Genomic DNA, 26,540 nt, shown 5'->3' with positions numbered 1-26,540 from the left:
TATCAAGACCGAGAGAGAGACATGACCGAAGCCTTTATCTGCGACGCCATCCGTACCCCCATCGGCCGTTACGGCGGCAGCCTGTCCGCGGTACGCGCGGACGACCTGGGCGCGGTGCCCCTGAAAGCGCTGATGGCGCGCAATCCGAACGTGGACTGGAAAGCCGTCGACGACGTGATCTACGGTAATGCCAACCAGGCCGGCGAAGATAACCGCAACGTGGCACGCATGTCGTCGCTGCTGGCCGGTCTGCCGCAGGACGTGCCGGGTGCCACCATCAACCGCCTGTGCGGTTCCGGCATGGACGCAACCGGCACGGCCGCGCGCGCCATCAAGGCCGGCGAAGCGACCCTGATGATCGCCGGCGGCGTGGAAAGCATGAGCCGCGCTCCGTTCGTGATGGGCAAGGCCACCAGCGCGTTCTCGCGCGATGCGCAGATCTTCGACACCACGATCGGCTGGCGCTTCATCAACCCGGCGATGCGGGCTGCGTATGGCGTTGACTCGATGCCCGAGACCGCCGAGAACGTCGCGACCGACTACAAGATCAGCCGCGAAGACCAGGATCTGATGGCGCTGCGCAGCCAGGAAAAGGCCTCGCGCGCACAGGCCGACGGTACGCTGGCCCAGGAAATCACCGCAGTGACGATCGCCCAGAAGAAGGGCGACCCGATCATCGTCGAGCGTGACGAGCATCCGCGTGCGACCAGCATGGAAGCGCTGGGCAAGCTGCGCGGCGTGGTCCGTGCTGACGGCACCGTGACTGCCGGCAATGCATCGGGCGTGAACGACGGCGCTTGCGCGATCCTGCTCGCGAGCGAAGCCGGCATCAAGCAACACGGCCTGACCCCGCGTGCGCGCATCGTCGGTATGGCAACGGCTGGCGTGGCACCGCGTGTGATGGGCATCGGCCCGGCACCGGCCACGCAGAAGCTGATGAAGCAGCTCGGCATGACGCTGGATCAGATCGACGTGATCGAACTGAACGAAGCGTTCGCCGCGCAAGGCCTGGCCGTGCTGCGCGAACTGGGCATCGCCGACGACGACAAGCGCGTCAACCCGAACGGCGGCGCGATCGCGCTGGGCCACCCGCTCGGCATGAGCGGCGCGCGTCTGGTGACCACCGCGATGTACCAGCTGCATCGCACCGGCGGCCGCTTCGCGCTGTGCACGATGTGCATCGGCGTGGGCCAGGGTATCGCCATGGTGATCGAACGCGTCTGACGCTTCGGCATAGCGCATGCGCCGCGGCCCGCTACGGGACGCGGCGCAGTATCGTCTCCCTCCCCCGTGACGGAGCCATGCTGCAGGGCCGACAGGCTCGCCGGTCCGGCGGCATGTAGTGAGTGAAGTCGCGATTGTTTGCAAGATCCGGTCCACGAGCGGCCGGAGCGGAGTTGAAGATGTCTCTTCCCAACGCCACGATCGTCACCGGCGCCAGTTCCGGTATCGGGCGCGCCATCAGCGAAATGCTGCTGGCAGACGGCAATACCCGGGTGGTCAATATCGACTACACCGAGCCGGGCTGGTCGCACCCCAACATGACCTTTTTCCAGGCTGACCTGACCAATGCCGAGGCGACACGCGCCGTGGCGGAGCAGGTCACCTCGCAGTTCGACGTCACGCGGCTCGTGAACAACGCGGGCGCCACGCGTCCGGGCACGGCCGATTCGGCCACCGTGGCCGACCTCGACTATGTCGTCGGCCTGCACTTGCAGGCGGCCATGCTGCTCACGCAGGCATGCCTGCCTGCGATGCGCGCCGCCGGGTTCGGCCGCGTGGTCAACATGGCTTCGCGCGCGGCGCTGGGCAAGCCCGAGCGCGTGGTGTACTCGGCGACCAAGGCCGGGCTGATCGGCATGACCCGTACGCTGGCCATGGAGCTCGGCGGCGACGGCATCACCGTGAACGCGGTGGCGCCGGGCCCGATCGCCACGGAGCTGTTCCGCAAGAGCAATCCCGAAGGCAGCGAGCAGACCCGCCGCATCCTCGCGAGCATCGCCGTGAAGCGCATGGGCACGCCGGAAGACGTGGCACGCGCCGCGCTGTTCTTCCTGTCGCCCGACAACGGGTTCGTCACGGGGCAAGTGCTCTACGTGTGCGGCGGCACCACGCTTGGCGTGGCACCGGTCTGAGGCGCACGCCTGCTCAAGCATTCAAATAGAACAGACGTTATTAAAACGTCATATCAGGATGTGATCCTTTTCCCATGGGCCACATCCGGCGAGGACAGCGCCACCGCGCTGTCTTCTTTCAGGGCAGCAATCACGCTATCTGGCAATAGCCTGCGACCGGCACATGGTGCGCGCGGGCAACAAGGACAACCGGAGTAAACCGATGAGACTCGATTCCCAGACTTCCACGACCCGCCGCCGCCTGCTGGCCGCAGGCGTTGCGCTGGCTACCACCATTGCCGGCTTTGCCGGTGCCGCACATGCTCAGGGTGGTTACCCGACCAAGCCGATCACGATGATCGTGCCGTTCTCGGCAGGCGGCACCACCGACATCCTTGCCCGTATCGTCGGCCTGCAACTGGGCAAGGCGCTCGGCCAGCCCGTGGTGATCGACAACCGCCCGGGCGCAGGCGGCAATATCGGCGCATCGCTGGCGGCCAAGGCGCCTGGCGATGGCTACACGCTGTTCATGGGCACCATCGGCACGCACGCGATCAACCAGTCGCTGTACTCGAAGCTGCCGTACGACCCGGTCAAGGACTTCGCGCCGATCAGCCGCGTGGCCATGGTGCCGAACCTGGTGGTGGTGAACCCCAAGGTGCCGGTCCACAACATCAAGGAACTGGTCGCCTACGTGAAGGCCAATCCGGACAAGCTGTCTTACGGTTCGTCGGGCAGCGGCTCGTCGATGCACCTGTCGGGCGAGTTGTTCAACTCGATGACCGGCCTGCACATCCAGCACATCCCGTACAAGGGCAGCGCGCCTGCCGTGAACGACCTGCTGGGCAACCAGATCGGCCTGATGTTCGACAACATGCCGTCGTCGTACCCGCACGTGAAGGCCGGCAAGCTGCGCGCGATCGCCGTGACCTCGGCCAAGCGCTCGCCGGCGCTGCCGAACGTGCCGACCGTGGCGGAGTCTGGCGTGCCCGGCTATGAAGCCACTTCGTGGTTCGCGCTGTACGCAACCGGCGGCACGCCGCAAGCCATCGTCGACCGCCTGAACGCCGAAGTCGTGAAGATCCTGGCCATGCCGGAAGTGAAGAAGCAGATGGCCGACCAGGGCGCCGAGCCGTATCCGGAAAAGCCGGCGCAGCTCTCCGCGTTCATGAAGTCCGAAACCGCGAAGTGGGCGAAGGTCGTGAAGTCCTCGGGCGCGACCGTGGACTGATCCTCACGGCAGTGTTGCCTTGACGAGAGCCGGCCCTGGGCCGGCTCTTTGCATTGGGAGGCGATCGTCGGGGCCAAAGAAAACCCGCCATATCGGCGGGTTCAATCCGTGCCCACAGGCAGGCCCGGAGGAGACAACCGGCGAGGTCATCCCGGAGGAGCTTTGGCTATCCCAGGCAGTACTTCACCACCTGTTCTTCAACGCCGACGAAGCGCACGAGCTGGCGCAGGCCGCTCGCGTATTCCTTGATGTGATGGCCGTCCGGCGTATCGGGCAGGCGGTAGTAAACCGGTGGGCGGGACGGCATCAGTGCCACGGCGTCGGCCGGAAGCTGCACGGTATCCGCCTCCCAGGCGACGTCACGGTCTTCTGCAAGATCGTGTCCTCTCGTCATTTCCATTGGCTCCGATAAACAGGGCGCGAGCGGGTGAGGCGATGCCAGTCTCGCGCAGACAGGGGGTAATGTTCGCAATGTATGCCATGCGTCGCAGAAATGCTATTCAGTATTTTTTAATTCTAAGAGGCATGCGCTATCAAAATTGTTGGTTTTAGCGATTCTGTAGCAATTGTCGTCGCCCCCGAGCGTCAGACATTGTCTGTCGATATGCGTTCGGCGGTTGCCGCGCAAGGCCTTGCGCTACCATAGCGCGATCCACCGTGAGGCCGCAGTCGTACCCGCAGTCGTATCGCTTCCCGGCCGATCAACCGCCCACATGGCTACCTTCCCAGCGAATGTCGACACAGCACGCCTTGTTGATTTCCCTGATCGAGAAACCGTCGTCCGGTTATGACCTGGCACGCCGTTTCGACCGTTCGATCGGCTATTTCTGGCACGCGACGCACCAGCAGATTTACCGAGAACTGGGCCGCATGGCCGAACATGGATGGATTGCCGCCGAAGACAACGAACAGGGCAGCGATGCCAATGGCAACACCACGGCCAATGGCGAAGAGAAGAAGAGCCGCAAGAAGGTCTACCACGTGTTGCCCGCAGGCCGCGAGGAACTGGTGCGGTGGGTGCTGGAGCCCGGCGCCGGGCTGGACCAGCGCGAAGAGATCCTGGTCAAGCTGCGTGCGGATGCGGCGATCGGCCCGCTGGGCCTGGCCGATGAAATGCGCCGGCTGATTGCATTGCACCAGGCGCGGTTGGAAACCTATCAGGCGATCGAGCGCCGGGATTTCGCCGGCGCGCGCCCGGACCGCGGCGAGCAGTTGCGCTTCGCGCTTTTGCGTCGCGGCATTCGCTTCGAACAGGACTGGGTGGCGTGGGGCAACGACCTGCTGCCCCTGCTGGCGGCGCCGTCCGGCAACCGCCAGGAATGAACCCTTCCGACGTCGTCAGGCGACGTCCACCGTGCGCGCCGGCTGCGCAAGCGCGGCATCGGGCAGCCCCAGGCGGCGCCGGGCCAGCGCATATTCCTCGGTAAAGCGGCGCACCAGTTCGGCAGCCGGCACCACGCGCTTGATCGCGCCCACGCCCTGGCCGGCACCCCAGATGTCCTTCCATGCCTTGGCGCTGGCGGAGCCGAAATTCATCTTCGACGGATCCGATTCCGGCAGGGCCTGCGGGTCCAGGCCCGCGCGCTCGATGCTGCCGCGCAGATAGTTGCCGTGCACGCCGGTGAACAGGTTCGAGTAGACGATGTCGTTCGCCGAGCTGTCCACGATCATCTGCTTGTAGGCGTCCTGGGCATTTGCTTCCTGCGTCGCAATGAAGGCCGAGCCGATATAGGCCAGGTCCGCGCCTGCCGCCTGCGCGGCCAGGATGGCGTCGCCGCTGGCAATGGCGCCTGACAGCAGCAGCGGGCCGTCGAACCATTCGCGGATTTCATGCAGCAGCGCGAACGGCGACAGCGTGCCGGCGTGGCCGCCCGCGCCCGCCGCCACGGCGACCAGGCCGTCGGCACCTTTCTCGATCGCCTTGCGCGCAAACGTGTTGTTGATGACATCGTGCAGCACGATGCCGCCGTACGAATGCACGGCTTCATTGACTTCGGTGCGCGCGCCCAGCGAGGTGATCACGATGGGCACCTTGTAGCGCACGCACAGCTCCAGGTCATGCTCGAGCCGGTCGTTGGACTTGTGCACGATCTGGTTGACCGCGAACGGCGCGGACGGACGGTCCGGGTGTTTGGCATCGTGTTCCGCGAGTTCGGTCGTGATGCGGTCCAGCCATTCTTCGAGCTTCGGCGCCGGCCGTGCGTTGAGCGCGGGAAACGAACCGACCACGCCGGCCTTGCACTGGGCGATGACCAGGTCCGGATTGGAGATGATGAACAGCGGCGAGCATACGGCCGGCAGCGAGAGCCGGTTCTTCAGCTGGACGGGAAGCGACATGCGGAACTCCTTGATGGAAACGGGCGAGGTAGCGTTGACGGGCGGCTTCAGGCCGCCCCGGTGAGTACTTGCTTCTGGCTGGCCAGGCGTGCGCCCATGGCGGCGCCCAGTGCCTGCAGGCCGCTCAGTGGCCGGATCATGACCTCGAACTCAGCGATCTTGCCTTGCGCGTCGAAGCGGATCATGTCGATGCCCTTGAGCTGCTTGCCGTCCACCTGTGCGCTGAATTCGAGCACTACGCTGTGGCCGTCTTCGCTGGCGAAGCTCCGGTGGTAGCGGAACTCCTGGAATACCCGATTGACCGTGGTCAGCACCAGCACGATGGCGGCGCGCCCCGGGTATGGCGTATGGGCGACCGGCGAGCGGAACACCACGTCGTCGGCCATGATCTCGCCCAGTCCTTCGAATGAATGGGTGGCTAGCATCTCGTGCCAGGCGGCCAGGGTGGGTTGGGCGTTCGGAATCAGGGCGGCGTTCATGGGCGGTGGTCTCCTCGTTCTGCTGGTCGGCAAGTTATTGAAACTATGCAACCAGTTGCATTGACGAGTGAAAGGTAGCATGAGCGGGACGTACCCGCAAGCGTGTGCAGCGCAGTCACGGGCGCCGAGCGCCCGTGCAGTGACGGGTTGTCTACAATTAGCGCATTGCCGTTATCTTCTGCCGGAGAGTCAGTGACCACTCAGCACAGCGAGTCCAGCGCGGATGGACCCCAGGCAGCCTTGTTCGATGCCGACCTGGCAAGCTGGCACAGCCATCCCGAGCGTGCGTTCGACGGCTGGCTTGCGCGCAACGGTTTCCGCCATGGCACCAGCGTGGTCTATCGAGCGATGTGGGGAAAACTGCTGCGGTGGTCGGCCGAACGCGGCCTGGCGCCGCTGTCCTGGTCCGCCAGCCAGATCGGCGAGTTCCTGGACGAGCAGGACCTGCACAAGTCGCATCGCTACCGCTATGCGCGCCTGATCGAGCGGATCTACAACCATCTCGCCCGGCTGCAGGATGGCTTGCACAACCCCGCGAGCCAGGCGGTGCGCGCGCATCTGGCCGAGGGCGAGAACGATCCGACGGCTTTCCTGCTGCCCGGCGAGCGCGACCTGCTGATCGCGCGCGTGCTCGGCCCTGCCGGCGAAGCTGCCGCGGATGGTGCCGGCGTTTCGCCCACCGAATGGAAGCGTGCGCGCGATACCGCGCTGGTGGCGGTGCTGCTGGGCGCGGGGCTGAAGGTTGGCGAAGTCCGCGCGCTGCGTACGATGGCCATCGACAGCAACCGCACCGGGCGCGTGATGCTGCGCATGGCAAAGCCGCAGAGCGGTCGCACCTATGAAACGCCGCTGTTTGCGTTTGCTCACCGGCCGCTGATGGCCTGGCTTGCACTGCGCGAAGCATCGGGAACGCTCGGCGACCTGGTGTTCCCGGCCATGCCGAGCGGGCGGCCGCTGCATGCGGCGTCCGTCTATCGGCGGGTGGAATTGCTGCTGGACGAGGCTGGCGTGCTGTCGGCACGCAGTGAACGCGCCTCGCCGCAGACCCTGCGCAACACCTGCGGCGCAATGCATTTCGAGGCTGGTGCATCGCCGGCAATGGTGGCGCAGTGGCTCGGCATGCGCGATTTCGAGTCTGGCTGGCGGCTGCGCGCCGCGCACGAAGCGTGGGTGGCCCGTGCTGGCCTGCTGCCGGCAAGTGCCGCGGCGGGCGGCTGATTCAGGCAAGCCGTCGCCAGCGTCGGCGATAATAGTGGTTGTTCCGGCGTGTGCTGTGCTGCACACAACGCGCTGAGTCGGCCCTCCGATGGTCGATGTTCGCCCATCGTTTTTCTGATTGATTACTGAATTTCCATGTCCCAGACCTTGCTGCTTACCGGTGCTACTGGCTATATCGCTTCCCATACCTGGGTCGCATTGCTCAATGCCGGCTACAAGGTGATCGGGCTCGATAATCTGTGCAATAGCAGCCGCGTGGTGGTAGACCGGCTGGCAACCATTACCGGGCAGACTCCGCATTTTGTCGAGGGCGATGTCCGCGACCGCGCGCTGCTGGACCGCCTGTTCGCCGAACATGACATCACCGGCGCAATCCATTTTGCTGCGCTCAAGGCGGTAGGGGAATCCGTCAGCCAGCCGCTCGAGTATTACAGCAACAACCTGGACGGCATGCTTACGCTATGCGCGGCCATGCGCGACGCCGGGGTAAAACAACTGGTGTTCAGTTCGTCAGCCACTGTCTACGGCAATCCGCATGCGGTGCCCATTCTCGAGGATTTCCCGTTGTCGGCCACCAACCCCTATGGCCAGACCAAGCTGATGGGCGAGCAAATCCTGCGCGATCTCGAAAAATCGGATCCCGAGTGGCGCATTGCCTACCTTCGGTATTTCAACCCGGTTGGCGCGCATGAAAGCGGGCTGATCGGCGAAGACCCGCGCGGGATCCCGAATAACCTCATGCCTTATGTCGCGCAGGTGGCTGGCGGCCGCCGTGAAAAACTCATGGTATTCGGCGGCGACTATCCGACGCCGGACGGCACCGGCGTACGCGATTACATCCACGTCTGCGACCTTGCTGATGGCCATCTGGCCGCGCTGGTCTGTTTGCGCGACCGCGGTCAGAGCATGACGGTCAACCTTGGCACGGGCAGTGGCTACAGCGTGCTGGAGGTCGTGGCGGCGTACCAGAGGGCGAGCGGACGCCCAGTGCCTTACGAGATCGTGGCGCGCCGCCCCGGCGATATTGCATCGTGCTATGCCGATCCCGCGCTGGCGCACCAGTTGCTGGGCTGGCGCGCGCGTCACGGCCTTGATCGCATGTGCGAGGATTCGTGGCGCTGGCAGTCCACCAACCCCAATGGTTTTGACGCCTGAAATCTGGGGCGTACCCGTTTCTGCGTTGCCGCGGTTTGCGGCAAACGCTGAGAAAACAAAAACGCCACGGAGGTTTCCGTGGCGTTTTGCTTTGGCAGAAGCAACCGAATGATCAGCGGATCAGGAAATCGTCCACCGATTTGCCGGCCGCCAGGGCCTGGGTCAGCCAGCCCGGACGCTTGCCGCGGCCAGTCCAGGTGTTACCAGCGCTGTCGCGATAACGCACGGGTACCTTGCGGTTGGTCGCCTTCTTGCCGGCCACGGCCTTCACGCCAAAACCGAGATCTTCCGCGGTCAGGCCATATTGGTCGATTTTTTCACGAATATCGGCAATCACTGCGGCCTGCTCGCGTGCCTTGATTTCCTCGGCCTGTTTTTGCAGTTCGTTGATTTTCTGAACGATTTCCTGATAAGTCGCCATTTGATCCTCGGGTATCGGGTGGGTGCGGTATGTCGAAAAGCATTATATCGGGCTCCCGCGCCGCTGCAAATCCTTCACCTGCGTTTCGCATGCAAAATTAGGAAGATTCTCCAGCGGTTTTGTCATGAACTTTTCGGGGCATGCCATGTCGCCATCTGTTCGCCGGTTTGGCCTGCACTTGCTGGCGAATTCCCCGCCCGCAGCGGCCCTGTGGAACTGGGACAAATGGGTCAATTGTTTTTTCTCGCTCTTGTCCCGCCGGTGCGCGCCGGTCTTCGCTATTGAAATACAGATAATCCCGCATGGGGCGGCGACAAACTTGACCGAAATGTCATTTTTCGCATGAAAGGCGATGTCGGAAATACGTCACGTGCGGTATATCCGACATTTCAAGACGACGTCCCGCGGGATTTGGATTGTCTCAAGAACCAAGTGTGCAAGCCGTTATCCGGGCAGGGCGGATCGTCGGGGTGTCGGTTCGCCGTACCGGGACCAAGGGTGTGTCCTGCGGATTGCCTACCGTCGCATTCATCATGTCATTTGAGAACAATATCCAGATCAAGACCCTGTTAAGGGGCGCCATGGCCACGCTGTCGTTGCTGCTCATCCTGATGGGGGGCGCGGGGCTGCACGGAATCTCTCAGAGCAATGACGCATTGAAGGAAACGTATTCGAACCAGCTTGCCTCGACGATGGCGCTGAGCGACGCCATGCTGGCCACGGTCCGCATGCGCCTGGCGCTCGACCGCAACGTTATGCAGGGCGAACTGGACGATCCCAGGGTCAACGTCGACCGCTCCAGGGTCTTCGTCGAAGCCTCGGATTCGGCCTGGAAGCGCTATGCGAGCCTGCCGCAGAACGACCAGGAGAAGGCGCTCGCCGATGAACTCGCACGCAAGCGCGCCGACTTCATGACGCATGGCATCGAGCCGTTGCAGAAGGCTTCACTGGCCGGAAACCAGGAAGAGGCGGTTAGGCTGGCCAGCAAGGTCTTGCCCGAACTGCAGCGTGCCATGTCTTCAGCGCATGAGGCGCTGCAGAAATTCCAGCTGACCGCCGGCCAGGACAACTTCGACGCGGCGCAGGCTCGTTTCGAGCGGATCCGCATTCTGTCGATCGTGCTGATCGTCGCCGGGCTTGCCATCGCGGCGCTGTGCACGGTGACGCTGAACCGCGCCATCGTGCGCCCGGTCCAGGAAGCGCTGACGGTGATGGAGCGGATCGCGCGCGGCGACCTGACCTCGCGCATCAGCACGGTGTCCCGCAACGAAGTCGGACGCATGATGCAGGCGCTGGCGGCCATGCAGGACAGCCTTCAAAAGATCGTGTCGGAGGTCCGTGTCGGCGCCGACTCCATGGCGTCGGCGACCGAACAGATCTCCAGCGGCAACCTGGACCTGTCCCAACGCACGGAAGAGCAGGCTTCCTCGCTCGAGGAAACTGCGGCCAGCATGGAAGAACTGACGACCGTGGTGCGCCAGAACGCAGACAATGCCCGCCAGGCCGGCATACTGGCTGGCGAGGCTTCGCAGATCGCCGTCAAGGGTGGAGACGTGGTCGGCCGCGTGGTCGACACCATGAACGAGATCAACGACGCGTCGCGCAAGGTGGTCGAGATCATCAGCGTGATCGAAGGCATCGCGTTCCAGACGAATATCCTCGCGCTCAATGCCGCGGTCGAAGCGGCCCGCGCGGGCGAGCAAGGGCGGGGCTTTGCGGTGGTCGCGGGCGAAGTGCGCAGCCTGGCGCAGCGCTCGGCGACCGCGGCCAAGGAAATCGAGGCGCTGATCAGTGAATCCGGCCAGCGCGTGGAAAGCGGGACGCGCCTGGTGGCGGAGGCGGGCCAGACCATGGGCGAGATCGTGCAGGCTGTGCGCCGGGTCACGGACATCATGAACGAGATTGGTGCTGCCTCGCAGGAGCAGACCAGCGGTATCGAACAGGTGAACCAGGCCGTCACCCAGATGGACCAGGTCACGCAGCAGAATGCCGCGCTGGTCGAAGAGGCGGCCGCGGCCGCCGGTTCGCTGGAAGAACAGGCTCGCAAGCTCAAGAGCGTGGTTTCGGTATTCAATGTAGGCGGCGGAGCCGGTACAGTTGCGCAGGTCGCCGTACGCACGCCACAGGCCAAGCCGGTCAGGCCGCGCGCGGCGGCAACGCTGGCCCGCTCGTCCGTCACGGTACGTCCTGTCCGCGCGGTTGCGGCGGTACAGCGTGGCGCGGACGACGACTGGAGCGCTTTCTAGCACGGATGAAGTATTGCCTTGTTCACAGAGCGACCGCAAAGTGCCATGATTCGGGGTTTGCCTCGGATTGCCCGACTGTTCGCGCATTCTTCTAATTTCCGCGCAATCGAATGATCGCCTTGAGTACCGCCCTTTTGCTGCTGGCCGCCCTGCTCGGCGTGGCCGCCGTTCTCGGCGGTCGCCAGGCACGGCCGGAGGTGGGGGCTCGCCGTCCATTGCGCGCGTTGACGTGGTCCGCCGCGCTGCTGTCGCAACTGACGGTCGGATTGCCGTTCGTGGTGGTGATCAGCTCCGGCGCGGTGCCTGCGGCCAATGAAACCGCACAGATCGCTGCGGCCTTTGCCGTTGCCGCGGCGGCCACCTCGGCGGGCAAGTTGCTGTTTGCGTGGCTCAGGCAGGGCGCGCGGCTTTGGCGCGGCGCGGCGATTGCCTCGGCTCTGGCCGGCGCCGGGCTGGTGGCGGTCGCGGGTACCCGGCTTGGCCGGGTCTGTGGCGCAGGCTCCATGACCGCACGCGCGTGCATCGACGCGGCGGGATTGCCGCATCCGGCTTGGCTGGCGGGTGGGCTGACCGCGCTGTGCCTGCTGATGTTGCTCGTCCACAAGGCGCAGTCCCGCGGCTGGGTGCCTGGTCCCAGGCGCAATGCGGCTGGCGCTACCGACGAACTGTCTGACGAAGCGGCCGGCGCCTTGCGCGTGGTGGAGTCGCGGCAGATCCGGCGTAGCGGACGGATTCCCGGGCGTCTGGTCGTGCGGCCTGGCGCGCGGGGCCAGGGCACAGTGGCCGAGTACAGCGTGGCTACCGCTATGCCGGACCGCGTCGCGTTCGGGCGCTGGCTCGACCAGGCGATCGCCCAGGCGCGGCTGGCCGAAAGCAGCTGCGCCGTCCTGCTCATCCATGTCGCGGATTTCCGCGAAGTCGACGAAGTCTTTGAAGTGCGCGCGGACGACATCCTCGCGCAGGATGCCGGCGCGCTGGCGCAGGCCGCGCTGGAACCCCACGATTTCCTGGCCCGGCTCGCGCGCGACGAATTTGCGGTCGGGGTGCCCGAAATGGTCCACCATGGCCGTGCGCAGGAACTGGGCTCGCGCGTGCTAGGCTCGCTGGCCGAGTTCGTGGCGTCGCGCGGCCTGCAGATGCAGATCGGCGTGAACATCGGCATTGCCATCTATCCGCGCGATGCACAGACGTCCGAGTCGCTGATGCAGGCCGCCCGCGTGAGCCTGACCGAGGCGCGCGAAAGCGGCTCCAACCAGGTGCGCCTGTTCAACAGTGCGGCCGGCGAGCGCGCGCGCCGCACGCGCGTGATCCGGCGCGACCTGTGGACGGCGATTCAGGACGATGCGCTGTCGCTGCAGTTCCAGCCGAAGTTCGACGCGCGGCGGCGCACCGTGGTCGGCGCCGAGGCGCTTTGCCGCTGGCGCCACCCGGCGCTTGGCCAGGTCAGCCCGGCCGAGTTCATTGCCGTGGCCGAGCAGTCCAGCCAGATCGATAAGCTTGACGACTGGGTCATTGCCAGCGTATGCCGGCACGTGCGCCAGTGGCAGGACGCCGGTTTGCCGCTAGTGCCGGTGGCCATCAACGTATCGGGCCTGCGCTTCGCCAGCCGCAATTTCCCGCAATACCTGCTCGAGCAGATCCACCAGCACGACATTCCGCCGTCGGCCATCACGCTCGAAATCACCGAGACGGCGGCCATGAAGGACATCGCCAAGTCGCTCGAAACGCTGGCCGAACTGCAATCGCTCGGCATCCAGGTGGCGCTGGACGACTTCGGCAGCGGCTATTCGAGCCTCGGCTACCTGAAGCGACTGCGCGTCGGCACGCTGAAGATTGACCGGACGCTCATCGGTGGCCTCGATGCCGATGCGCAGGGCCGGGCCATTGTCGGCTCCATGGTGGCGCTCGCGCACGAGCTGCGCATGAAGGTGGTGGCCGAAGGCGTGGAATCGACGTCGCAACTCGAGATCCTGAACGAGATGGGCTGCGACGAGGTGCAGGGCTACCTGCTGTCGCTGCCGCTGGACGCCGCGGGATTTGCCGAGGCGCTCGAGCACAAGGCGGCCGCCCGCGAAGTCCAGGCGGTGCGCTGACGCGCAGCGCATCAGGGGCGTGCGACGGCCACAACACGCTCCGCGTATTCCCTGATTCCCTCAAGCTGCTGCACAAGCCTGCCGATATCCAATGCGGCAGGCCGCCATTGCCTTGACGGCAATCCCCGCAGCCCGCGCCGGCCTGTCCGCCGCCGGTCGCGCCATGCCCCTGTCGGATCCAACCGCCGTGCGTCCACGGAGCCACCATGCCTGCCACGTCTGTTCCCAGCATCCTCGTCGTCGATGATTCGCCGTCCCTGCGCCGCATGATTGCCGCATGCCTGCGTGCCGGTGGCTATGCAGTGACCGAGGCCGCCGATGGAGACCAGGCACAGGCGCTCGCGGCGCAAGCGAGCTTCGACATGCTGCTGACCGACCAGGTCATGCCGGGCATGGACGGGCTGACGCTGATCCGCCATCTGCGAGCGACCGAACGCTATGCAGGCATTCCCATCCTGATGCTGACCACCGAAGCCGACGACCGCATCCGCGAGCAGGCCCGCGAGGCCGGGGCATCGGGTTTCCTGCCGAAACCCTTCGATCCCGACCAGCTCATGGCCGCGGTGGCCGAGCTGGGCAACTGAACGGCCATTCACGCAATCCCCCACTAACGAAGGGGTCGAATTGCCGTGCGTAGCCCTTCAGGCACTCGCCGCGCTGCCGTAAATAACGGGGGGACAAAGTGAAAAGGTCCCCGTGCCGCCGGCGCCTGCATGGTGCATCGGCGGACACGAGTCACCAGCAGCCAACCGGGGGCAAGCAACGATGAAACAGATCGACAAGGCGGAAGGCGCCGGCGAAGAATTCCTGACGTTCCGGCTCGGGCGCGAGGAGTACGGCGTTGACATCCTGAAGGTTCAGGAGATCCGTGGCTACGAGTCCGTGACGCAGATCGCCAATGCGCCGGACTACATCAAGGGCGTGATCAACCTGCGCGGCACCATCGTGCCCATCATCGACCTGCGCATCCGGTTCCGCCAGGAAAAGATCAGCTACGACCAGTACACGGTCGTCATCATCGTCGACCTCAGCGACCGCACCACCGGCATCGTCGTCGATGGCGTGTCCGACGTGCTTACGCTGTCGCCGGCGCAGATCAAGCCTACGCCTCACTTCACCAGCGAACTCGCCACCGACTATATCCGCGGGCTGGGTTCGGTCGACGAGCGCATGCTGATCCTGGTGAATATCGAAAAGCTCCTCAATACCGAAGAGCTCGCCGCGCTCGAAGCGCTGGCCTGAGCCACGCCCGAACGCTGATCGCTCCGGCCGCGGGCCCCAAGCCCGCCCGGCCAGCGGAGCCGGCACCCACCCGTGCCGCCGCACCCCCGCCAAACCGCTTTGAGTGGTGCCGCAATCGCAGCCGCCGTGCCCAAAGCAAGCAGTTAATGTCATACATGCGAAACAACCAACCCGTCACGCAAAACGAATACAAGCTTTCCCCTGACGACTACCTGATTTCGCGTACCGACCTCAAAGGCCGCATCACGTTCGCCAACCGTACGTTCGTTGAGGCAAGCGGCTTCAGCGCGCAGGAACTGCTGGGCGCGGCGCACAACCTGGTGCGTCATCCCGACATGCCGCCGGAGGCCTTTGCCGACCTGTGGCAGAACATCCAGGCAGGCCGTTCGTGGGTGGGCGTGGTCAAGAACCGCCGCAAGAACGGCGACTACTACTGGGTCAGCGCGACGGTCACGCCGACCCATATCGATGGTCGCCTGGTGGGCTATACCTCCGTGCGCTCGATGGCCACACGCGAACAGGTCGAGGCGGCCAGCGCCGCTTACGCGCGCTTCCGCGAAGGACGCGCGGGCGGCCTGGCCATCCGCGAGGGGGCCGTGGTGCGTACCGGCATGGCGGGATGGGTCGGCCGTGCCACGCGCCTGAACCTGCGCCGGCGCATCCTGTGGTCGCAAGCGGGCGGCCTGGTGTGGTTCCTGGCGGCGCTGCTGGCCGCCGAAGCATTCGGTGGCGACGCCGTCGCCGCGGTACGTCCCTGGCTGTGGGGCGGCTTCGTGCTGGCGGTCGTGACCGCCTTCGCGACCGGCACGATGCTGCTGTCGCGCGTGCATCGTCCCGTTCGCGAAATGCTCGACTTTGCTCTGCGCATGGGCGCAGGGGACCTCACCACCAGTTTTGAACATCGCGCGAACGATGAGGTCGGCGCACTCGCGCAGGCTATGCAGACCATGCAGCGCAGCCTGCTGTCCGTGGTGCACGAGATCCAGGAAGGCATGGCCAGCATTTCGTCGGCGACCCACCAGGTGGCCGCGGGCAACAACGACCTGTCGCAGCGCACCGAGCAGCAGGCGGCGTCGCTGGAAGAGACGGCATCGAGCATGGAGGAGCTGACCAGCACGGTGCGCCAGAACGCAGACAACGCGCGCCAGGCGAGCGGGCTGGCGGCGAATGCGTCGGAAACCGCGGTGCGCGGTGGCGAAGTGGTCGGCCGCGTGGTGAACACGATGGAAGAGATCAACGAAGCGTCGCGCAAGATCGTGGACATCATCGGCGTGATCGAAGGCATTGCGTTCCAGACCAATATCCTGGCGCTGAACGCGGCGGTGGAAGCCGCACGTGCGGGCGAACAAGGTCGTGGCTTTGCGGTCGTGGCAGGCGAGGTGCGCAGCCTTGCACAGCGCAGCGCGAATGCCGCCAAGGAAATCAAGGGCCTGATCGGCGACACGGTGGCGCGCGTGGACAACGGCACAGCGCTGGTGGGCCAGGCTGGCACGACGATGGACGAGATCGTGCAGGCGGTCAAGCGCGTGACGGACATCATGAGCGAGATCAGCGCGGCCTCGGCCGAGCAGAGTTCGGGCATCGAACAGGTGAACCAGGCCGTGGCGCAGATGGATGAAGTGACACAGCAGAACGCGGCACTCGTCGAGCAGGCTGCAGCGGCGGCCGGTTCGCTCGAAGAGCAGGCGGAACGCTTGCGCGACGCGGTAGCGACCTTCCGCGTCAGCATGCAGGCAGAGGTGCGGCCCCAGCGGCCGCGCCGCGCCGATACAGAAGGGGTGCTGTCGCTGGCGCAGGCTTGAGACAGGCAGGGCGCGACGGCCGCGTGCTACCGCACGCCGGTGGGGCGTACCCGGATCATTCGTTACAAGGGGGATTTCTATGCATTGGTTCAATCAACTGCGGGTTACGACCCGGCTGGTTGGCGGGTTCCTGGTGGTCGCAGTGATCGGTGCCTTCATGGGGCTGCTCGGCGTCGTCAATATGGGGCGCATGGCCGACTGGACCGGCAAGATCTACAACAACGACTTGCAGGCGCTGAAAGCGGTGCAGGACGCCAATATCAATCTGGTCTATGCCAGCCGTGCGCAGATCGCGCTGCTGTCGGCATCGACCATGGGCGAGCGCAGCACCGAGAAGGAACAGATCACCAAGTCGCTCGCCGCCATGGACGAGCGCGTGAAGCAGGTGGCCGACAAGTTCGAACAGCCGGAGGGCAAGGCGCTGGTCAAGCAATACCAGACGCTGGCGCCGGCGTTCCGCGAACGCATGGGCAAGTACACGGAGCTCGTGAGCAAGCAGCCGCTCGATACCTCGCAGTTCGAAAGCAGCGTGTTCAGCGAGAGCGCAGACCTGCTCAAGGACAGCCATGCGCTTGAAGCGATCATGGCCACGATGGTCAAGCGCCGCGATGACCGCGCACGCTCCAACATGGAAGAGGCGCGCAGCGTCTATACGAGCACGCGCCTGTGGATGCTCGGCCTCGTGCTCGGCGGCCTGGCGCTGTCGGTGCTGCTTGGCGCTTTCCTGGCGCGCGCGCTGTCGCGTCAACTCGGCGGCGAGCCCAGTTACGCCGTGGCCATTGCTTCGCGCATTGCCGATGGCGATTTCTCCGCCGAAGTGAAGACGCGTGCCGGCGATCGCGACAGCCTGGTCCACGCCATGAAGCAGATGCAGCAGCAGCTGTCGGGCATGGTGCGCGACTTCAAGGAGTCGGCTGAGTCGATCGCCACGGCATCGCGCGAGATTGCCGCGGGCAACAACGACCTGTCGCAGCGCACCGAGCAGCAGGCGGCGTCGCTGGAAGAGACGGCATCGAGCATGGAGGAGCTGACCAGCACGGTGCGCCAGAATGCAGACAACGCGCGCCAGGCGAGCGGGCTGGCGGCGAATGCGTCGGAAACCGCGGTGCGCGGTGGCGAAGTGGTCGGCCGCGTGGTGAACACGATGGAAGAGATCAACGAAGCGTCGCGCAAGATCGTGGACATCATCGGCGTGATCGAAGGCATTGCGTTCCAGACCAATATCCTGGCGCTGAACGCGGCGGTGGAAGCCGCACGTGCGGGCGAACAAGGTCGTGGCTTTGCGGTCGTGGCAGGCGAGGTGCGCAGCCTTGCACAGCGCAGCGCGAATGCCGCCAAGGAAATCAAGGGCCTGATCGGCGACACGGTGGCGCGCGTGGACAACGGCACAGCGCTGGTGGGTCAGGCTGGCACGACCATGGACGAGATCGTGCAGGCTGTGCGGCGCGTGACGGACATCATGGGCGAGATCAGCGCGGCCTCGGCCGAGCAGAGCTCGGGCATCGAACAGGTGAACCAGGCCGTGGCGCAGATGGATGAGGTGACGCAGCAGAATGCGGCACTGGTGGAGCAGGCTGCAGCCGCCGCAGGCTCGCTCCAGGACCAGGCCGGCCGCCTGCAGACGGTGGTCGCCACGTTCCGTCTGGCTGCGGATGGCTCGGTAGCCTCGGCCCGCTTCGAACGGCCTGCCGCAGCCCATTCCACGGCACGCCCAACCGGCAAGGCCGCACTCGCGTCGGCGCGCAAGCCCGCACCGACTGCAGATGCCGCGGAGCCGACGAGCCAGCCGGCGGCGAAGGCCCGTGCGCTACCGCGCCCGGCCGCTCTCGCCGCCGCGGACAACGGGGACTGGAGCGCGTTCTGAGCCCCGGCGGGCGGCAATCGGTTGCTACGGCCTGCCGCCCGCCTTCGCCTTCGATGCCATGAATACCAATATCACCCTGGCCTTGTCGCCAGACGAGGTGGCCAGGCTGCGCAGGGAGTTCGACGACTTCGTCAGCCTGTCGACGGGTTTCGACAAGGACTTCCTGCCGCCTGAATTCAACGACTTCCTGCGCGCGCGGCTGCTCCAGCATGATGGTCCGCTGACCGAGCGCGCCGTCATGCGGCTGCTGGCCAGCGGGGAATACGGCTGGGCGCGCAAGGTGTTCGACAAGCAGCTTCCCAACGCCTTGTCGTCGCTGATGCGCGATGCGCGACGCTTTGGCTTCGGCCTCGCCGTGCAGTCAGACTGGAACCCGCAACAGCGCTTCGAGCACGCACGCGAATGGGCCGCCCAGGTGCTGGCCGAATGCGGGGCGGATGCAGCGTTCACGGACGCCCTGGCGTCTCAGGTTGCCGCGTCGGCCGAAGATGTACGCGTGCTGGAGGAACGCATGCGAACGCCGGCCTGGGTGCTGGCCGAAAGCCTGCGGCAGCGCGCGTATGACCTGATGTATGCGTTGCAGACCGAGGACAATGAAACGCTCGGCCGGTCGCGCGTCGGGGAACTGCGTGCGACGTTGACGCTGGCGCTGCAATACGGCTCTATCCAGCTTGAAGAAGCCAACCGCGTGCTCGAACAAGCCGCCCGGGCACGGCCACATTTGTTCCAGGACGCCCCGGACGATGTATTCGCACGATTGGCTGCCTGGCTCAGACGGTTGTTCAATTCGTCACATTCCAATTCGTCAATAGTGGAATCCCGGTAGTGGGTGATAGTCAGCGCATGCAATGACTTATCCGTTCCACTATTGCGTTACATCAATTGTTGCACGCTCGATTTGTTACAAAATTCGTACAGCCATGTATCTTCCGTGCGACATTGGGGTTTCCCCCGCGTAAGTAGGGATTGGCATTGCGGGCGGATTGCCGATATAAACGTAACAGTTTCACTTACACTCTGTAACACTTGTAACGAGTCGGTACGAGGAAGTAAGTGCGACCGGGCTGAAGTTCCTATTGTCGTACGTAGTACCTGCCTGACACGCATGTAAACGATCTGGTCGCCGGAAGCCCCCTACTGGGCCGCCGGTAAGCGCCGGACAAGCGCAAGGCAGGTTTTTGGTAGCGGGGAAAAATTGGAAAGCAGTGAAGTTCTCCAGGAGATCAGGGAGGTTAACCTCGCCTATCTTCTGCTCGCCCAGCGCCTGGTGCGGGAAAACCAGGTGGAAGCCATGTTCAGACTTGGTGTCAGCAAGGAAATTGCCGACATTCTCGCTAAGCTGACCTCGGCGCAACTCGTGAAGCTCGCGGCATCGAACATGGTGCTCTGCAGGTTCCGATTTGACGACCACGCGCTTCTGTCCACTCTCACTCATACGGCCAAGAACCACGATATGCAGCAGATGCACGCTGCGATCCTGCTTGCCCGTCAGCCTGTGGAGTCGCTCAATTGACCGCGCTCCTGCAGGCCCCTTCGGCGCGCAGCGTTACCACCGCGCCCGTTCCAAGCCGCAAGAGCGTACTGCAGGATGCCAACCAGACCCAGCTCGCCATCGAGCTGATCGGCCTGGGTGCGCGCCTGCAGGTGCTTGAGGCCGAGACTACGCTCTCGCGCGACCGGCTGATCCGTCTCTACAAGGAGCTGCGGGGCGTTTCGCCGCCCAAGGGCATGCTCCCGTTCTCGACAGACTGGTTCACGACCTGGCTGCCGAATATCCATTCGTCGCTGTTCTTCTCCGCGTACCAGTTCATGGTGCAAGAGGGCGAAACCGTGGGTATTCGCGCCGTAGTGGCCGCTTACCGTCTGTATCTCGAGCATGTTTCGCTGCTCGGCGGCGAAATAGTCTTAAGTTTCACCCGTGCCTGGACGTTAGTACGGTTCTTCGAGAGCAATATGCTGCAGCTGTCCAGCTGCACGTGTTGCGGTGGACAGTTCGTGACGCACGCCTATGAGCCGCACGCGAATTTCGTGTGCAGCCTGTGCCGTCCGCCCTCGCGTGCCGGGAAGGTGAAGAAGCCCTCGAAGAACGCCGCCGCCTTGCAGACCGAAGCCTGATCCTGGTTGAGGTCCGCCAGGCTGGCAAGCTGCGCAGCACTGGTGGACCGGATCATCCCTGTCCGCCCGTGCAACGGGCAATCGTGCGTGACTGACGCGCTTTTTTGACGGGGATCCGATCGTGCTAGTAGTTCTTGGCTATATCGTCGTGGTAGCGGCGGTGCTTGGCGGTTATGCCATGACCGGCGGCCACATGGGCGCGCTGTATCAACCGGCGGAACTTGTGATCATCGGTGGCGCTGCCGCCGGTGCCTTCATCGCCACCAATACCACCAAGGCGCTCAAGGCAACGCTCAAGGCGTTGCCGGGCCTGTTCAAGAGCTCCAAGTACAAAAAGGAGCTGTACCTCGACGTCATGTCGCTGCTGTACGTGCTGCTGTCCAAGGCACGCCGCGAAGGCATCCTGTTCCTCGAAAAGGAAATCGCCGATCCCGCCGCGAGCAGCGTGTTCAGCCAGTATCCGCGCATCCTGTCCGATCCGGTCGTGATGGAGTTCCTCACGGACTACCTGCGCATGATGGTCAACGGCAACATGAACGCGTTCGAGATCGAGGCCCTGATGGACCACGAGATCGAAACCTTCCGCCACGAAGCCGAAATCCCTGCCCATGCGCTGTCGCGCGTCGGCGACGCACTGCCGGCCTTCGGCATCGTCGCCGCGGTGATGGGCGTGGTGCATGCACTGGCTTCGGCCGACCTGCCGCCGGCCGAACTGGGCGCGCTGATCGCGCACGCGATGGTCGGTACGTTCCTGGGCATTCTGCTGGCCTACGGCTTTGTCTCGCCGCTTGCCGCGCGCATCGAGCTGCAGGTGTCGGAGAACGTCAAGGTCTACGAATGCATCAAGGTGGTCCTGCTTGCCTCGCTCAACGGTTATGCGCCGCTGGTGGCGGTCGAGTTCGGCCGCAAGGTGCTGTACTCCACGGTGCGGCCGTCGTTCCTCGAGCTGGACGACCACGTCCGCGAAGTCAAGAGCCTGAGCTGATCCTGCCGAGCCACCGTCATGAGCAGCGCAAACGATATGCGTCCGATCATCGTCCGCAGGGCGAAGTCGCACGCCAAACCGCACGGCAACCATAGCTGGAAGATCGCCTACGCCGACTTCATGACGGCGATGATGGCGCTCTTCCTGGTGCTGTGGCTTTTGTCCAGCGCCAACAAGAAGACCCTGGAAGGCATTGCCGAGTATTTCCGCATGCCGCTGAAGGTGGCTGTTGTCGGCGGTGAAAGGAGCAGCCAGACGCCCAGCGTGATTCCCGGCGGCGGCATGGACGTGATGCGCAAGGACGGTGAAGTCATGCGTGCGCACGACAACGATCCGTCCGCCGAGCAACGCCGCAACGAGTTTCAGGAAGCCCAGCGTTTGCGCGCGCTGAAGAACCGGCTTGAGCAGATCATCGAGAACAACCCGATGCTCAAGCAGTTCCGCCCGCAACTGCTGCTCGACATCACCAGCGAAGGACTGCGCATCCAGATCCTCGATACGCAGAACCGCCCGATGTTCCGTACCGGCCGTGCAGAGGTGGAACCGTACATGCGTGCCATCCTGCGCGAGATCGGCCCGGTGATCAATGATCTGCCCAACAAGGTCAGCCTGTCCGGCCATACCGACTCGGCGAACTACTCCAACGGCGAGCGCACGTACAGCAACTGGGAACTGTCGAGCGATCGCGCCAACGCATCGCGCCGCGAGCTGATCGCCGGCGGCATGCAAGAGGGCAAGGTGCTGCGCGTGCTGGGCCTGGCGGCCACCATGCCGCTGGACAAGAGCGACCTGCTGGCGCCGGTTAACCGGCGCATCAGTATCGTGGTGCTGAATCAGAAGGCGCAGGCCCAGTTCGAAGCGGAAAACGCGAGCGCCGCGGACGTCACGGTGAAGGCACAGGCCGGCAAGGTTGCGGGCGCGATGCACGAAGGGCTGGCCGCTTCGGCACCGGCAGCACCGGCAGCACCGGCGGCGCCGAAGGCAAAGACAGAATGATGCGTGGCCGCTGGCATGGCGGCGATGCTTAGCGCAGTAACTTAGTGAGTCAGGACGCCAATGTCTGTCGATATCGATATCACACAGTTTTACCAGACCTTCTTTGAAGAGGCGGAAGAACTGCTCGTTGAAATGGAGCAGTTGCTGCTCGGCCTGGACATCGAGTCGCCCGACCCGGAAGACCTCAACGCGATCTTCCGTGCCGCGCACTCCATCAAGGGCGGTGCGGCTACCTTCGGGTTTGCGGCACTGACCGAAACCACGCACATCTTCGAGAATCTGCTGGACCGTACGCGCCGCCAGGAACTGGCGCTGTCCCGGACCATCATCGACACCTTTCTGGAAACCAAGGACGTGTTGCAAGATCAGCTCAACGCCTACCGCAACGGCACCGAACCCGATCAGGAAACACTGGTGCGCATCTGCGCCGTGCTGCAGCAGCTTGCCCAGGAGGCGAATGGCACGGCAGGCGGATCCGCTCCGGCTCCCGCAGCGGCACCGGTACCTGTAGTCGCGCCCGTTGCGGCGCCCGCTGCCGGCGGTGGCCTCAAGGTGCGCCTGATCAAGGTGTCTGCCTCCGACCAGGCATTGCTGCGCGAAGAGCTTGCAAACCTTGGCGAGATCACCGGGCAGCACGAAGAAAACGGCGAACTGGCGATCTGGCTCAACAGCCAGTGCAGCGCTGACGACATCATTGCCGTCTGCTGTTTCGTGATCGATGCCGACCAGATCGTGGTCGAGGCAGCCGGCGCATCGGCTCAGGCTCCCGCGCTGGCCGAGGTGCCTGTTGCCGCTGCGGCGCCAGCGCCGGTTGCGGCCGCACCGGTCGCCGCCACGCCGGCACCCGCTGCCAAGGAGAAGACCAAGCCGGCCGCAGCGGCCGCCCACAATCAGGAGTCGGGCTCGATCCGCGTGCCGACCGAGAAGGTCGACCAGATCATCAACCTGGTGGGCGAACTCGTTATCACGCAATCGATGCTGGCGCAGACCGCGTCGTCGCTCGACCCGGTTCTGTTCGATCGCCTGTTCTCCGGCATGGGCCAGCTCGAGCGCAATGCGCGCGACCTGCAGGAAGCCGTGATGTCGATCCGCATGATGCCGATGGACTACGTGTTCTCGCGCTTTCCGCGCCTGGTCCGCGACCTGGCCAGCAAGCTCGGCAAGCAGATCGACCTGGTGACGTTCGGCAAGGCGACCGAGCTCGACAAGAGCCTGATCGAACGCATCATCGACCCGCTGACCCACCTCGTGCGCAACAGCCTGGACCACGGCATCGAGACGCCGGACAAGCGCGTCGCCGCGGGCAAGGATCCGACCGGCCAGCTCATCCTCTCCGCGCAGCACCACGGCGGCAATATCGTGATCGAGGTCAGCGACGACGGCGGTGGCCTGAACCGCGAGCGCATTCTCGCCAAGGCAATCCAGAACGGCCTGCCGGTGTCCGAGAACATCAGTGATGAAGAAGTCTGGCAACTGATCTTCGCGCCGGGCTTCTCTACGGCAGAAGTCGTGACCGACGTTTCCGGCCGTGGCGTGGGCATGGACGTGGTCAAGCGGAACATCCAGGAGATGGGCGGCCATGTCGAGATCAGCTGCCGTCCGGGCCTGGGCACCACGATCCGCATCGTGCTGCCGCTGACGCTGGCGATTCTCGACGGCATGTCGGTGAAGGTCGGCGAGGAAACCTTCATCCTGCCGCTGAACTGCGTGATGGAGTCGCTGCAGCCGAAGTCCGAGGACATCCATACCGCAGCCAACGCCGACCGCGTCATGCACGTGCGCGGCGAATACCTGCCGCTGCTCGAGATGCACCGCGTCTTCAACGTGGCTGACGCGCTGCAGGAGCCGACCCAGGGCATCGCCGTGATCCTGCAGGCCGAAGGCAAGCGCTTCGCGCTGCTGGTGGACCAGCTCATCGGCCAGCACCAGGTCGTGCTGAAGAACCTGGAAACCAACTACCGCAAGGTGCCATGCATTTCCGCCGCCACCATTCTCGGCGACGGCAGCGTGGCGCTGATCGTCGATGTCGGTGCGCTGCAGCGCACCGGCGTGCGCCGGCAAGAAACGACGCTGGCGCTGTAATCGTCCAACCAAAGGAGAACTAGACATCATGGCCGGCATCGGACAGATCGATACCCCCGGAAGCGAAGCTTCGGGCCAGGAGTTCCTGGTCTTCACGCTGGGAACGGAGGAATACGGCATCGATATCCTCAAGGTGCAGGAGATCCGCAGCTACGAGACCGTGACGCGCATTGCCAGCGCGCCCGACTTCATGAAAGGCGTGACCAACCTGCGCGGCGTGATCGTGCCCATCGTCGACCTGCGGCTGAAGTTCCGACTGGGCAACGTGCGCTACGACCACCAGACCGTCGTGATCATCCTGAACGTGGCGGGCCGCGTGGTCGGCATCGTCGTGGACGGCGTGTCGGACGTGCTCACGCTGACCGGCGAAGCGATCAAGCCGGCGCCGGAGTTCGGCGTGTCGGTGTCCACCGAGCACCTGACAGGCCTGGCCACGGTCGAAGGCCGCATGCTGGTGCTGATCGATATCGAGCGCCTGATCACCAGCCCCGAGATGGAGCTGATCGAGGCTGAGGCCGCCTGAGCGGCCGACGCGCGATCCGCATCTTGCCGCATTACCCGTATTGCCACGCGAACCCATGACGCCCAACCGTAACGCCGCCAGCTTTGCCCAAGGCATGGCCGCCGCCAGCGCGGCGTCTGCTGCCCTGCGGCGCGACGAGTCGCGCGACTTCCTGCTGACGGAGCGCGACTTCGAGAAGATCCGCGCGCTGATCCATCGCCGCGCAGGTATTTCGTTGGGCAGCCACAAACGCGAGATGGTGTATTCGCGTCTGGCCCGCAGGCTGCGCGCGCTGCAGCTGACCGATTTCGCGAGCTACCTTGCCATCCTTGAAGCGGATGACACATCGTCCGAGTGGGAATATTTCACCAACTCGCTGACGACCAACCTGACGTCGTTTTTCCGCGAGGCGCATCACTTCCCCTTGCTGGCCGAGCACGCCAAGAAGACCGGCCGGCCCTACAACGTCTGGTGCTGCGCGGCATCGACCGGCGAAGAGCCGTACTCTATCGCCATCACGCTCGCCGAGGCGCTGGGGGACCGCGGTGCGACGGTGCTGGCCACCGATATCGACACGCAGGTGCTGGCCAAGGCGAGGGCGGGGGTGTACACGGAGGAACAGATCGCACGCCTGTCGCAGGAACGGCTCAAGCGCTTCTTCCTGAAGGGCACGGGCCAGCGCGCCGGCGCGGTCAAGGTCAAGCCGGAGCTTGCATCGACCATTGCGTTCGAGCCGCTCAACCTGCTCGCGCCTGACTGGGGCATCCGCGACCGCTTCGACGTGATCTTCTGCCGCAACGTGATGATCTACTTCGACAAGCCGACGCAGGGCCGCATCCTCGAGCGCTTCGCACCGCTGCTCAAGCCGGGCGGGTTGCTGTTCGCGGGCCATTCGGAGAACTTCTCGTACGTCACGCGCGCATTCCAGCTGCGCGGGCAGACCGTGTACGAACTGGCGCCCGACGCCGCACGTGCGGGACGGGCCTGATGCGTACGCCTCATCTTCCCGAAGCCATTGCCACGCGCAAGTATTTCGACCGCGAGTTCGACCGCCAGGCCATCAAGCTGTTGCCCAACGAGTACTACGTGACCGGCGAGGACGTGGTGCTGACGACAGTACTCGGTTCTTGCGTGGCGGCGTGCATCCGCGACGAGAAGGCCGGCGTGGGCGGCATGAACCATTTCATGCTGCCGGACGATGAGGGCGGCACCGCGGACCGCATGCTGTCCGCGTCGATGCGCTATGGCTGCTATGCGCTCGAAGTGCTGATCAACGAGCTGCTGAAGATGGGCGCGCGGCGCGAACGCCTGGAGGCCAAGGTCTTTGGTGGCGGCGCGGTGCTGGCCAACATGACCACGCTGAACATTGGCGACCGTAACGCGGACTTCGTGCTGCGCTATCTGAAGACAGAGGAAATCCGCGTTGCGGCGCAGGACCTGCGCGGCCCGCATGCGCGGCGCGTGAGCTATTTCCCGGTTACCGGCCTGGCACTGGTGCGCCGCCTGACGCGCCAGGACGACCAGGTGTCGGTAGAGCGCGACGAGCGCGCGCTGGCGCGCGCCATCGCCACGTCCGGCACGGCGCCGTCGCGTGGTGGCGAGCTTTTTACGCGCCCATCGGCGTCCCGGACGCCATCCTGAACGAATCGAAAGCAGAA

25 protein-coding genes are annotated in these 26,540 nt (G+C 64.7%); 21 read left to right on the top strand and 4 right to left on the bottom strand.

What is annotated here, in order from left to right:
* The first annotated feature begins 21 nt into the window (after positions 1-21).
* The 3 genes from pcaF to ACIGJG_RS20780 all read left to right on the top strand — a co-directional run bounded on the left by pcaF (position 22) and on the right by ACIGJG_RS20780 (position 3,345).
* Positions 22-1,224: a 3-oxoadipyl-CoA thiolase gene (pcaF, locus tag ACIGJG_RS20790; RefSeq protein WP_140953077.1), complete on the top strand. Its 1,203-nt coding sequence runs from the start codon at positions 22-24 to the stop codon at positions 1,222-1,224.
* Positions 1,225-1,403: 179 nt separating this feature from the next.
* Complete coding sequence (locus tag ACIGJG_RS20785) at positions 1,404-2,135, top strand: SDR family NAD(P)-dependent oxidoreductase (protein ID WP_011301696.1); 732 nt, start codon at positions 1,404-1,406, stop codon at positions 2,133-2,135.
* 202 nt (positions 2,136-2,337) lie between these two features.
* Positions 2,338-3,345: a Bug family tripartite tricarboxylate transporter substrate binding protein gene (locus ACIGJG_RS20780; protein WP_011301697.1), complete on the top strand. Its 1,008-nt coding sequence runs from the start codon at positions 2,338-2,340 to the stop codon at positions 3,343-3,345.
* 166 nt (positions 3,346-3,511) lie between these two features.
* Here the strand turns inward: ACIGJG_RS20780 and ACIGJG_RS20775 are convergent, their stop codons facing one another.
* Positions 3,512-3,739 carry a hypothetical protein gene (locus ACIGJG_RS20775; RefSeq protein WP_011301698.1) on the bottom strand — a complete coding sequence of 76 codons (228 nt, stop codon included), beginning with the start codon at positions 3,737-3,739 and terminating at the stop codon, positions 3,512-3,514.
* A gap of 338 nt (positions 3,740-4,077) precedes the next feature.
* Between ACIGJG_RS20775 and ACIGJG_RS20770 the strand changes: the two genes are divergently transcribed.
* Positions 4,078-4,668 carry a PadR family transcriptional regulator gene (locus tag ACIGJG_RS20770; protein WP_011301699.1) on the top strand — a complete coding sequence of 197 codons (591 nt, stop codon included), beginning with the start codon at positions 4,078-4,080 and terminating at the stop codon, positions 4,666-4,668.
* A gap of 15 nt (positions 4,669-4,683) precedes the next feature.
* On the opposite strand, the gene ACIGJG_RS20765 is transcribed toward ACIGJG_RS20770, so the two are convergent.
* Positions 4,684-5,682 carry an NAD(P)H-dependent flavin oxidoreductase gene (locus ACIGJG_RS20765; protein WP_011301700.1) on the bottom strand — a complete coding sequence of 333 codons (999 nt, stop codon included), beginning with the start codon at positions 5,680-5,682 and terminating at the stop codon, positions 4,684-4,686.
* 47 nt (positions 5,683-5,729) lie between these two features.
* Positions 5,730-6,161 (bottom strand): nuclear transport factor 2 family protein, encoded by a 432-nt coding sequence (locus ACIGJG_RS20760; RefSeq protein ID WP_483673849.1) that lies wholly within the window; start codon positions 6,159-6,161, stop codon positions 5,730-5,732.
* Between the two features lie 192 nt (positions 6,162-6,353).
* On the opposite strand from ACIGJG_RS20760, the gene ACIGJG_RS20755 reads away from it, so the two are divergent.
* Complete coding sequence (locus ACIGJG_RS20755; protein WP_220630598.1) at positions 6,354-7,379, top strand: tyrosine-type recombinase/integrase; 1,026 nt, start codon at positions 6,354-6,356, stop codon at positions 7,377-7,379.
* Between the two features lie 135 nt (positions 7,380-7,514).
* Positions 7,515-8,534 (top strand): UDP-glucose 4-epimerase GalE, encoded by a 1,020-nt coding sequence (galE, locus tag ACIGJG_RS20750; RefSeq protein ID WP_140949610.1) that lies wholly within the window; start codon positions 7,515-7,517, stop codon positions 8,532-8,534.
* Between the two features lie 112 nt (positions 8,535-8,646).
* Here galE and ACIGJG_RS20745 read toward each other — a convergent pair whose 3' ends face one another.
* Positions 8,647-8,955, bottom strand: a complete 309-nt coding sequence (locus tag ACIGJG_RS20745; RefSeq protein ID WP_011301704.1) for an H-NS histone family protein — start codon at positions 8,953-8,955, stop codon at positions 8,647-8,649.
* Between the two features lie 533 nt (positions 8,956-9,488).
* On the opposite strand from ACIGJG_RS20745, the gene ACIGJG_RS20740 reads away from it, so the two are divergent.
* The 15 genes from ACIGJG_RS20740 (at position 9,489) to cheD (ending at position 26,523) form a co-directional block, all read left to right on the top strand.
* Positions 9,489-11,201: a methyl-accepting chemotaxis protein gene (locus tag ACIGJG_RS20740; RefSeq protein ID WP_011301705.1), complete on the top strand. Its 1,713-nt coding sequence runs from the start codon at positions 9,489-9,491 to the stop codon at positions 11,199-11,201.
* A 110-nt stretch (positions 11,202-11,311) separates the two neighbouring features.
* Positions 11,312-13,294, top strand: coding sequence for a putative bifunctional diguanylate cyclase/phosphodiesterase (locus ACIGJG_RS20735; protein WP_140949608.1), 1,983 nt, complete (start codon positions 11,312-11,314; stop codon positions 13,292-13,294).
* A 206-nt stretch (positions 13,295-13,500) separates the two neighbouring features.
* Complete coding sequence (locus ACIGJG_RS20730; RefSeq protein ID WP_011301707.1) at positions 13,501-13,878, top strand: response regulator; 378 nt, start codon at positions 13,501-13,503, stop codon at positions 13,876-13,878.
* A 181-nt stretch (positions 13,879-14,059) separates the two neighbouring features.
* On the top strand, positions 14,060-14,536 hold the full coding sequence (locus ACIGJG_RS20725; RefSeq protein WP_011301708.1) for a chemotaxis protein CheW: 477 nt from the start codon (positions 14,060-14,062) through the stop codon (positions 14,534-14,536).
* Positions 14,537-14,691: 155 nt separating this feature from the next.
* Positions 14,692-16,338, top strand: coding sequence for a methyl-accepting chemotaxis protein (locus ACIGJG_RS20720; protein WP_041680668.1), 1,647 nt, complete (start codon positions 14,692-14,694; stop codon positions 16,336-16,338).
* A 79-nt stretch (positions 16,339-16,417) separates the two neighbouring features.
* Positions 16,418-18,202 carry a methyl-accepting chemotaxis protein gene (locus ACIGJG_RS20715; protein WP_220630595.1) on the top strand — a complete coding sequence of 595 codons (1,785 nt, stop codon included), beginning with the start codon at positions 16,418-16,420 and terminating at the stop codon, positions 18,200-18,202.
* A 58-nt stretch (positions 18,203-18,260) separates the two neighbouring features.
* Positions 18,261-19,028, top strand: a complete 768-nt coding sequence (locus ACIGJG_RS20710; protein ID WP_011301711.1) for a DUF4088 family protein — start codon at positions 18,261-18,263, stop codon at positions 19,026-19,028.
* A 369-nt stretch (positions 19,029-19,397) separates the two neighbouring features.
* Entirely contained in the window at positions 19,398-19,715 is a 318-nt protein-coding gene (gene flhD, locus ACIGJG_RS20705) for a flagellar transcriptional regulator FlhD (RefSeq protein ID WP_011301712.1), read from the top strand.
* On the top strand, positions 19,712-20,317 hold the full coding sequence (flhC, locus tag ACIGJG_RS20700; protein WP_011301713.1) for a flagellar transcriptional regulator FlhC: 606 nt from the start codon (positions 19,712-19,714) through the stop codon (positions 20,315-20,317). The genes flhD and flhC overlap by 4 nt, the downstream gene beginning before the upstream one ends.
* Positions 20,318-20,438: 121 nt before the next feature.
* A complete protein-coding gene (motA, locus tag ACIGJG_RS20695) occupies positions 20,439-21,302 on the top strand; it encodes a flagellar motor stator protein MotA (protein ID WP_011301714.1) in 864 nt (287 codons plus the stop codon).
* A gap of 18 nt (positions 21,303-21,320) precedes the next feature.
* Complete coding sequence (gene motB / locus ACIGJG_RS20690; protein ID WP_011301715.1) at positions 21,321-22,298, top strand: flagellar motor protein MotB; 978 nt, start codon at positions 21,321-21,323, stop codon at positions 22,296-22,298.
* A 60-nt stretch (positions 22,299-22,358) separates the two neighbouring features.
* Positions 22,359-24,380: a chemotaxis protein CheA gene (gene cheA / locus ACIGJG_RS20685; RefSeq protein WP_011301716.1), complete on the top strand. Its 2,022-nt coding sequence runs from the start codon at positions 22,359-22,361 to the stop codon at positions 24,378-24,380.
* A 28-nt stretch (positions 24,381-24,408) separates the two neighbouring features.
* Positions 24,409-24,903, top strand: coding sequence for a chemotaxis protein CheW (locus ACIGJG_RS20680; RefSeq protein ID WP_011301717.1), 495 nt, complete (start codon positions 24,409-24,411; stop codon positions 24,901-24,903).
* Positions 24,904-24,958: 55 nt separating this feature from the next.
* Positions 24,959-25,870, top strand: a complete 912-nt coding sequence (locus tag ACIGJG_RS20675; RefSeq protein WP_483673847.1) for a CheR family methyltransferase — start codon at positions 24,959-24,961, stop codon at positions 25,868-25,870.
* A complete protein-coding gene (gene cheD / locus ACIGJG_RS20670; protein ID WP_140950526.1) occupies positions 25,870-26,523 on the top strand; it encodes a chemoreceptor glutamine deamidase CheD in 654 nt (217 codons plus the stop codon). Before ACIGJG_RS20675 ends, cheD begins: the two co-directional genes overlap by 1 nt.
* Positions 26,524-26,540: the final 17 nt, after the last annotated feature.

The organism is Cupriavidus sp. C1SS-2L, from assembly GCF_057073735.1.
This window is presented reverse-complemented; position numbering and strand designations above follow the sequence as displayed.

Excerpts from the sequence above, each read along its gene's own strand:
- pcaF (WP_140953077.1), top strand. The coding sequence starts at position 22 with ATGACCGAAGCCTTTATCTGCGACGCCATCCGTACCCCCATCGGCCGT.
- ACIGJG_RS20785 (WP_011301696.1), top strand. The coding sequence starts at position 1,404 with ATGTCTCTTCCCAACGCCACGATCGTCACCGGCGCCAGTTCCGGTATC.
- ACIGJG_RS20780 (WP_011301697.1), top strand. The coding sequence starts at position 2,338 with ATGAGACTCGATTCCCAGACTTCCACGACCCGCCGCCGCCTGCTGGCC.
- ACIGJG_RS20775 (WP_011301698.1), bottom strand. The coding sequence starts at position 3,739 with ATGACGAGAGGACACGATCTTGCAGAAGACCGTGACGTCGCCTGGGAG.
- ACIGJG_RS20770 (WP_011301699.1), top strand. The coding sequence starts at position 4,078 with ATGTCGACACAGCACGCCTTGTTGATTTCCCTGATCGAGAAACCGTCG.
- ACIGJG_RS20765 (WP_011301700.1), bottom strand. The coding sequence starts at position 5,682 with ATGTCGCTTCCCGTCCAGCTGAAGAACCGGCTCTCGCTGCCGGCCGTA.
- ACIGJG_RS20760 (WP_483673849.1), bottom strand. The coding sequence starts at position 6,161 with ATGAACGCCGCCCTGATTCCGAACGCCCAACCCACCCTGGCCGCCTGG.
- galE (WP_140949610.1), top strand. The coding sequence starts at position 7,515 with ATGTCCCAGACCTTGCTGCTTACCGGTGCTACTGGCTATATCGCTTCC.
- ACIGJG_RS20745 (WP_011301704.1), bottom strand. The coding sequence starts at position 8,955 with ATGGCGACTTATCAGGAAATCGTTCAGAAAATCAACGAACTGCAAAAA.
- ACIGJG_RS20740 (WP_011301705.1), top strand. The coding sequence starts at position 9,489 with ATGTCATTTGAGAACAATATCCAGATCAAGACCCTGTTAAGGGGCGCC.
- ACIGJG_RS20735 (WP_140949608.1), top strand. The coding sequence starts at position 11,312 with ATGATCGCCTTGAGTACCGCCCTTTTGCTGCTGGCCGCCCTGCTCGGC.
- ACIGJG_RS20730 (WP_011301707.1), top strand. The coding sequence starts at position 13,501 with ATGCCTGCCACGTCTGTTCCCAGCATCCTCGTCGTCGATGATTCGCCG.
- ACIGJG_RS20725 (WP_011301708.1), top strand. The coding sequence starts at position 14,060 with ATGAAACAGATCGACAAGGCGGAAGGCGCCGGCGAAGAATTCCTGACG.
- ACIGJG_RS20720 (WP_041680668.1), top strand. The coding sequence starts at position 14,692 with ATGCGAAACAACCAACCCGTCACGCAAAACGAATACAAGCTTTCCCCT.
- ACIGJG_RS20715 (WP_220630595.1), top strand. The coding sequence starts at position 16,418 with ATGCATTGGTTCAATCAACTGCGGGTTACGACCCGGCTGGTTGGCGGG.
- ACIGJG_RS20710 (WP_011301711.1), top strand. The coding sequence starts at position 18,261 with ATGAATACCAATATCACCCTGGCCTTGTCGCCAGACGAGGTGGCCAGG.
- motB (WP_011301715.1), top strand. The coding sequence starts at position 21,321 with ATGAGCAGCGCAAACGATATGCGTCCGATCATCGTCCGCAGGGCGAAG.
- cheA (WP_011301716.1), top strand. The coding sequence starts at position 22,359 with ATGTCTGTCGATATCGATATCACACAGTTTTACCAGACCTTCTTTGAA.
- ACIGJG_RS20680 (WP_011301717.1), top strand. The coding sequence starts at position 24,409 with ATGGCCGGCATCGGACAGATCGATACCCCCGGAAGCGAAGCTTCGGGC.
- ACIGJG_RS20675 (WP_483673847.1), top strand. The coding sequence starts at position 24,959 with ATGACGCCCAACCGTAACGCCGCCAGCTTTGCCCAAGGCATGGCCGCC.
- cheD (WP_140950526.1), top strand. The coding sequence starts at position 25,870 with ATGCGTACGCCTCATCTTCCCGAAGCCATTGCCACGCGCAAGTATTTC.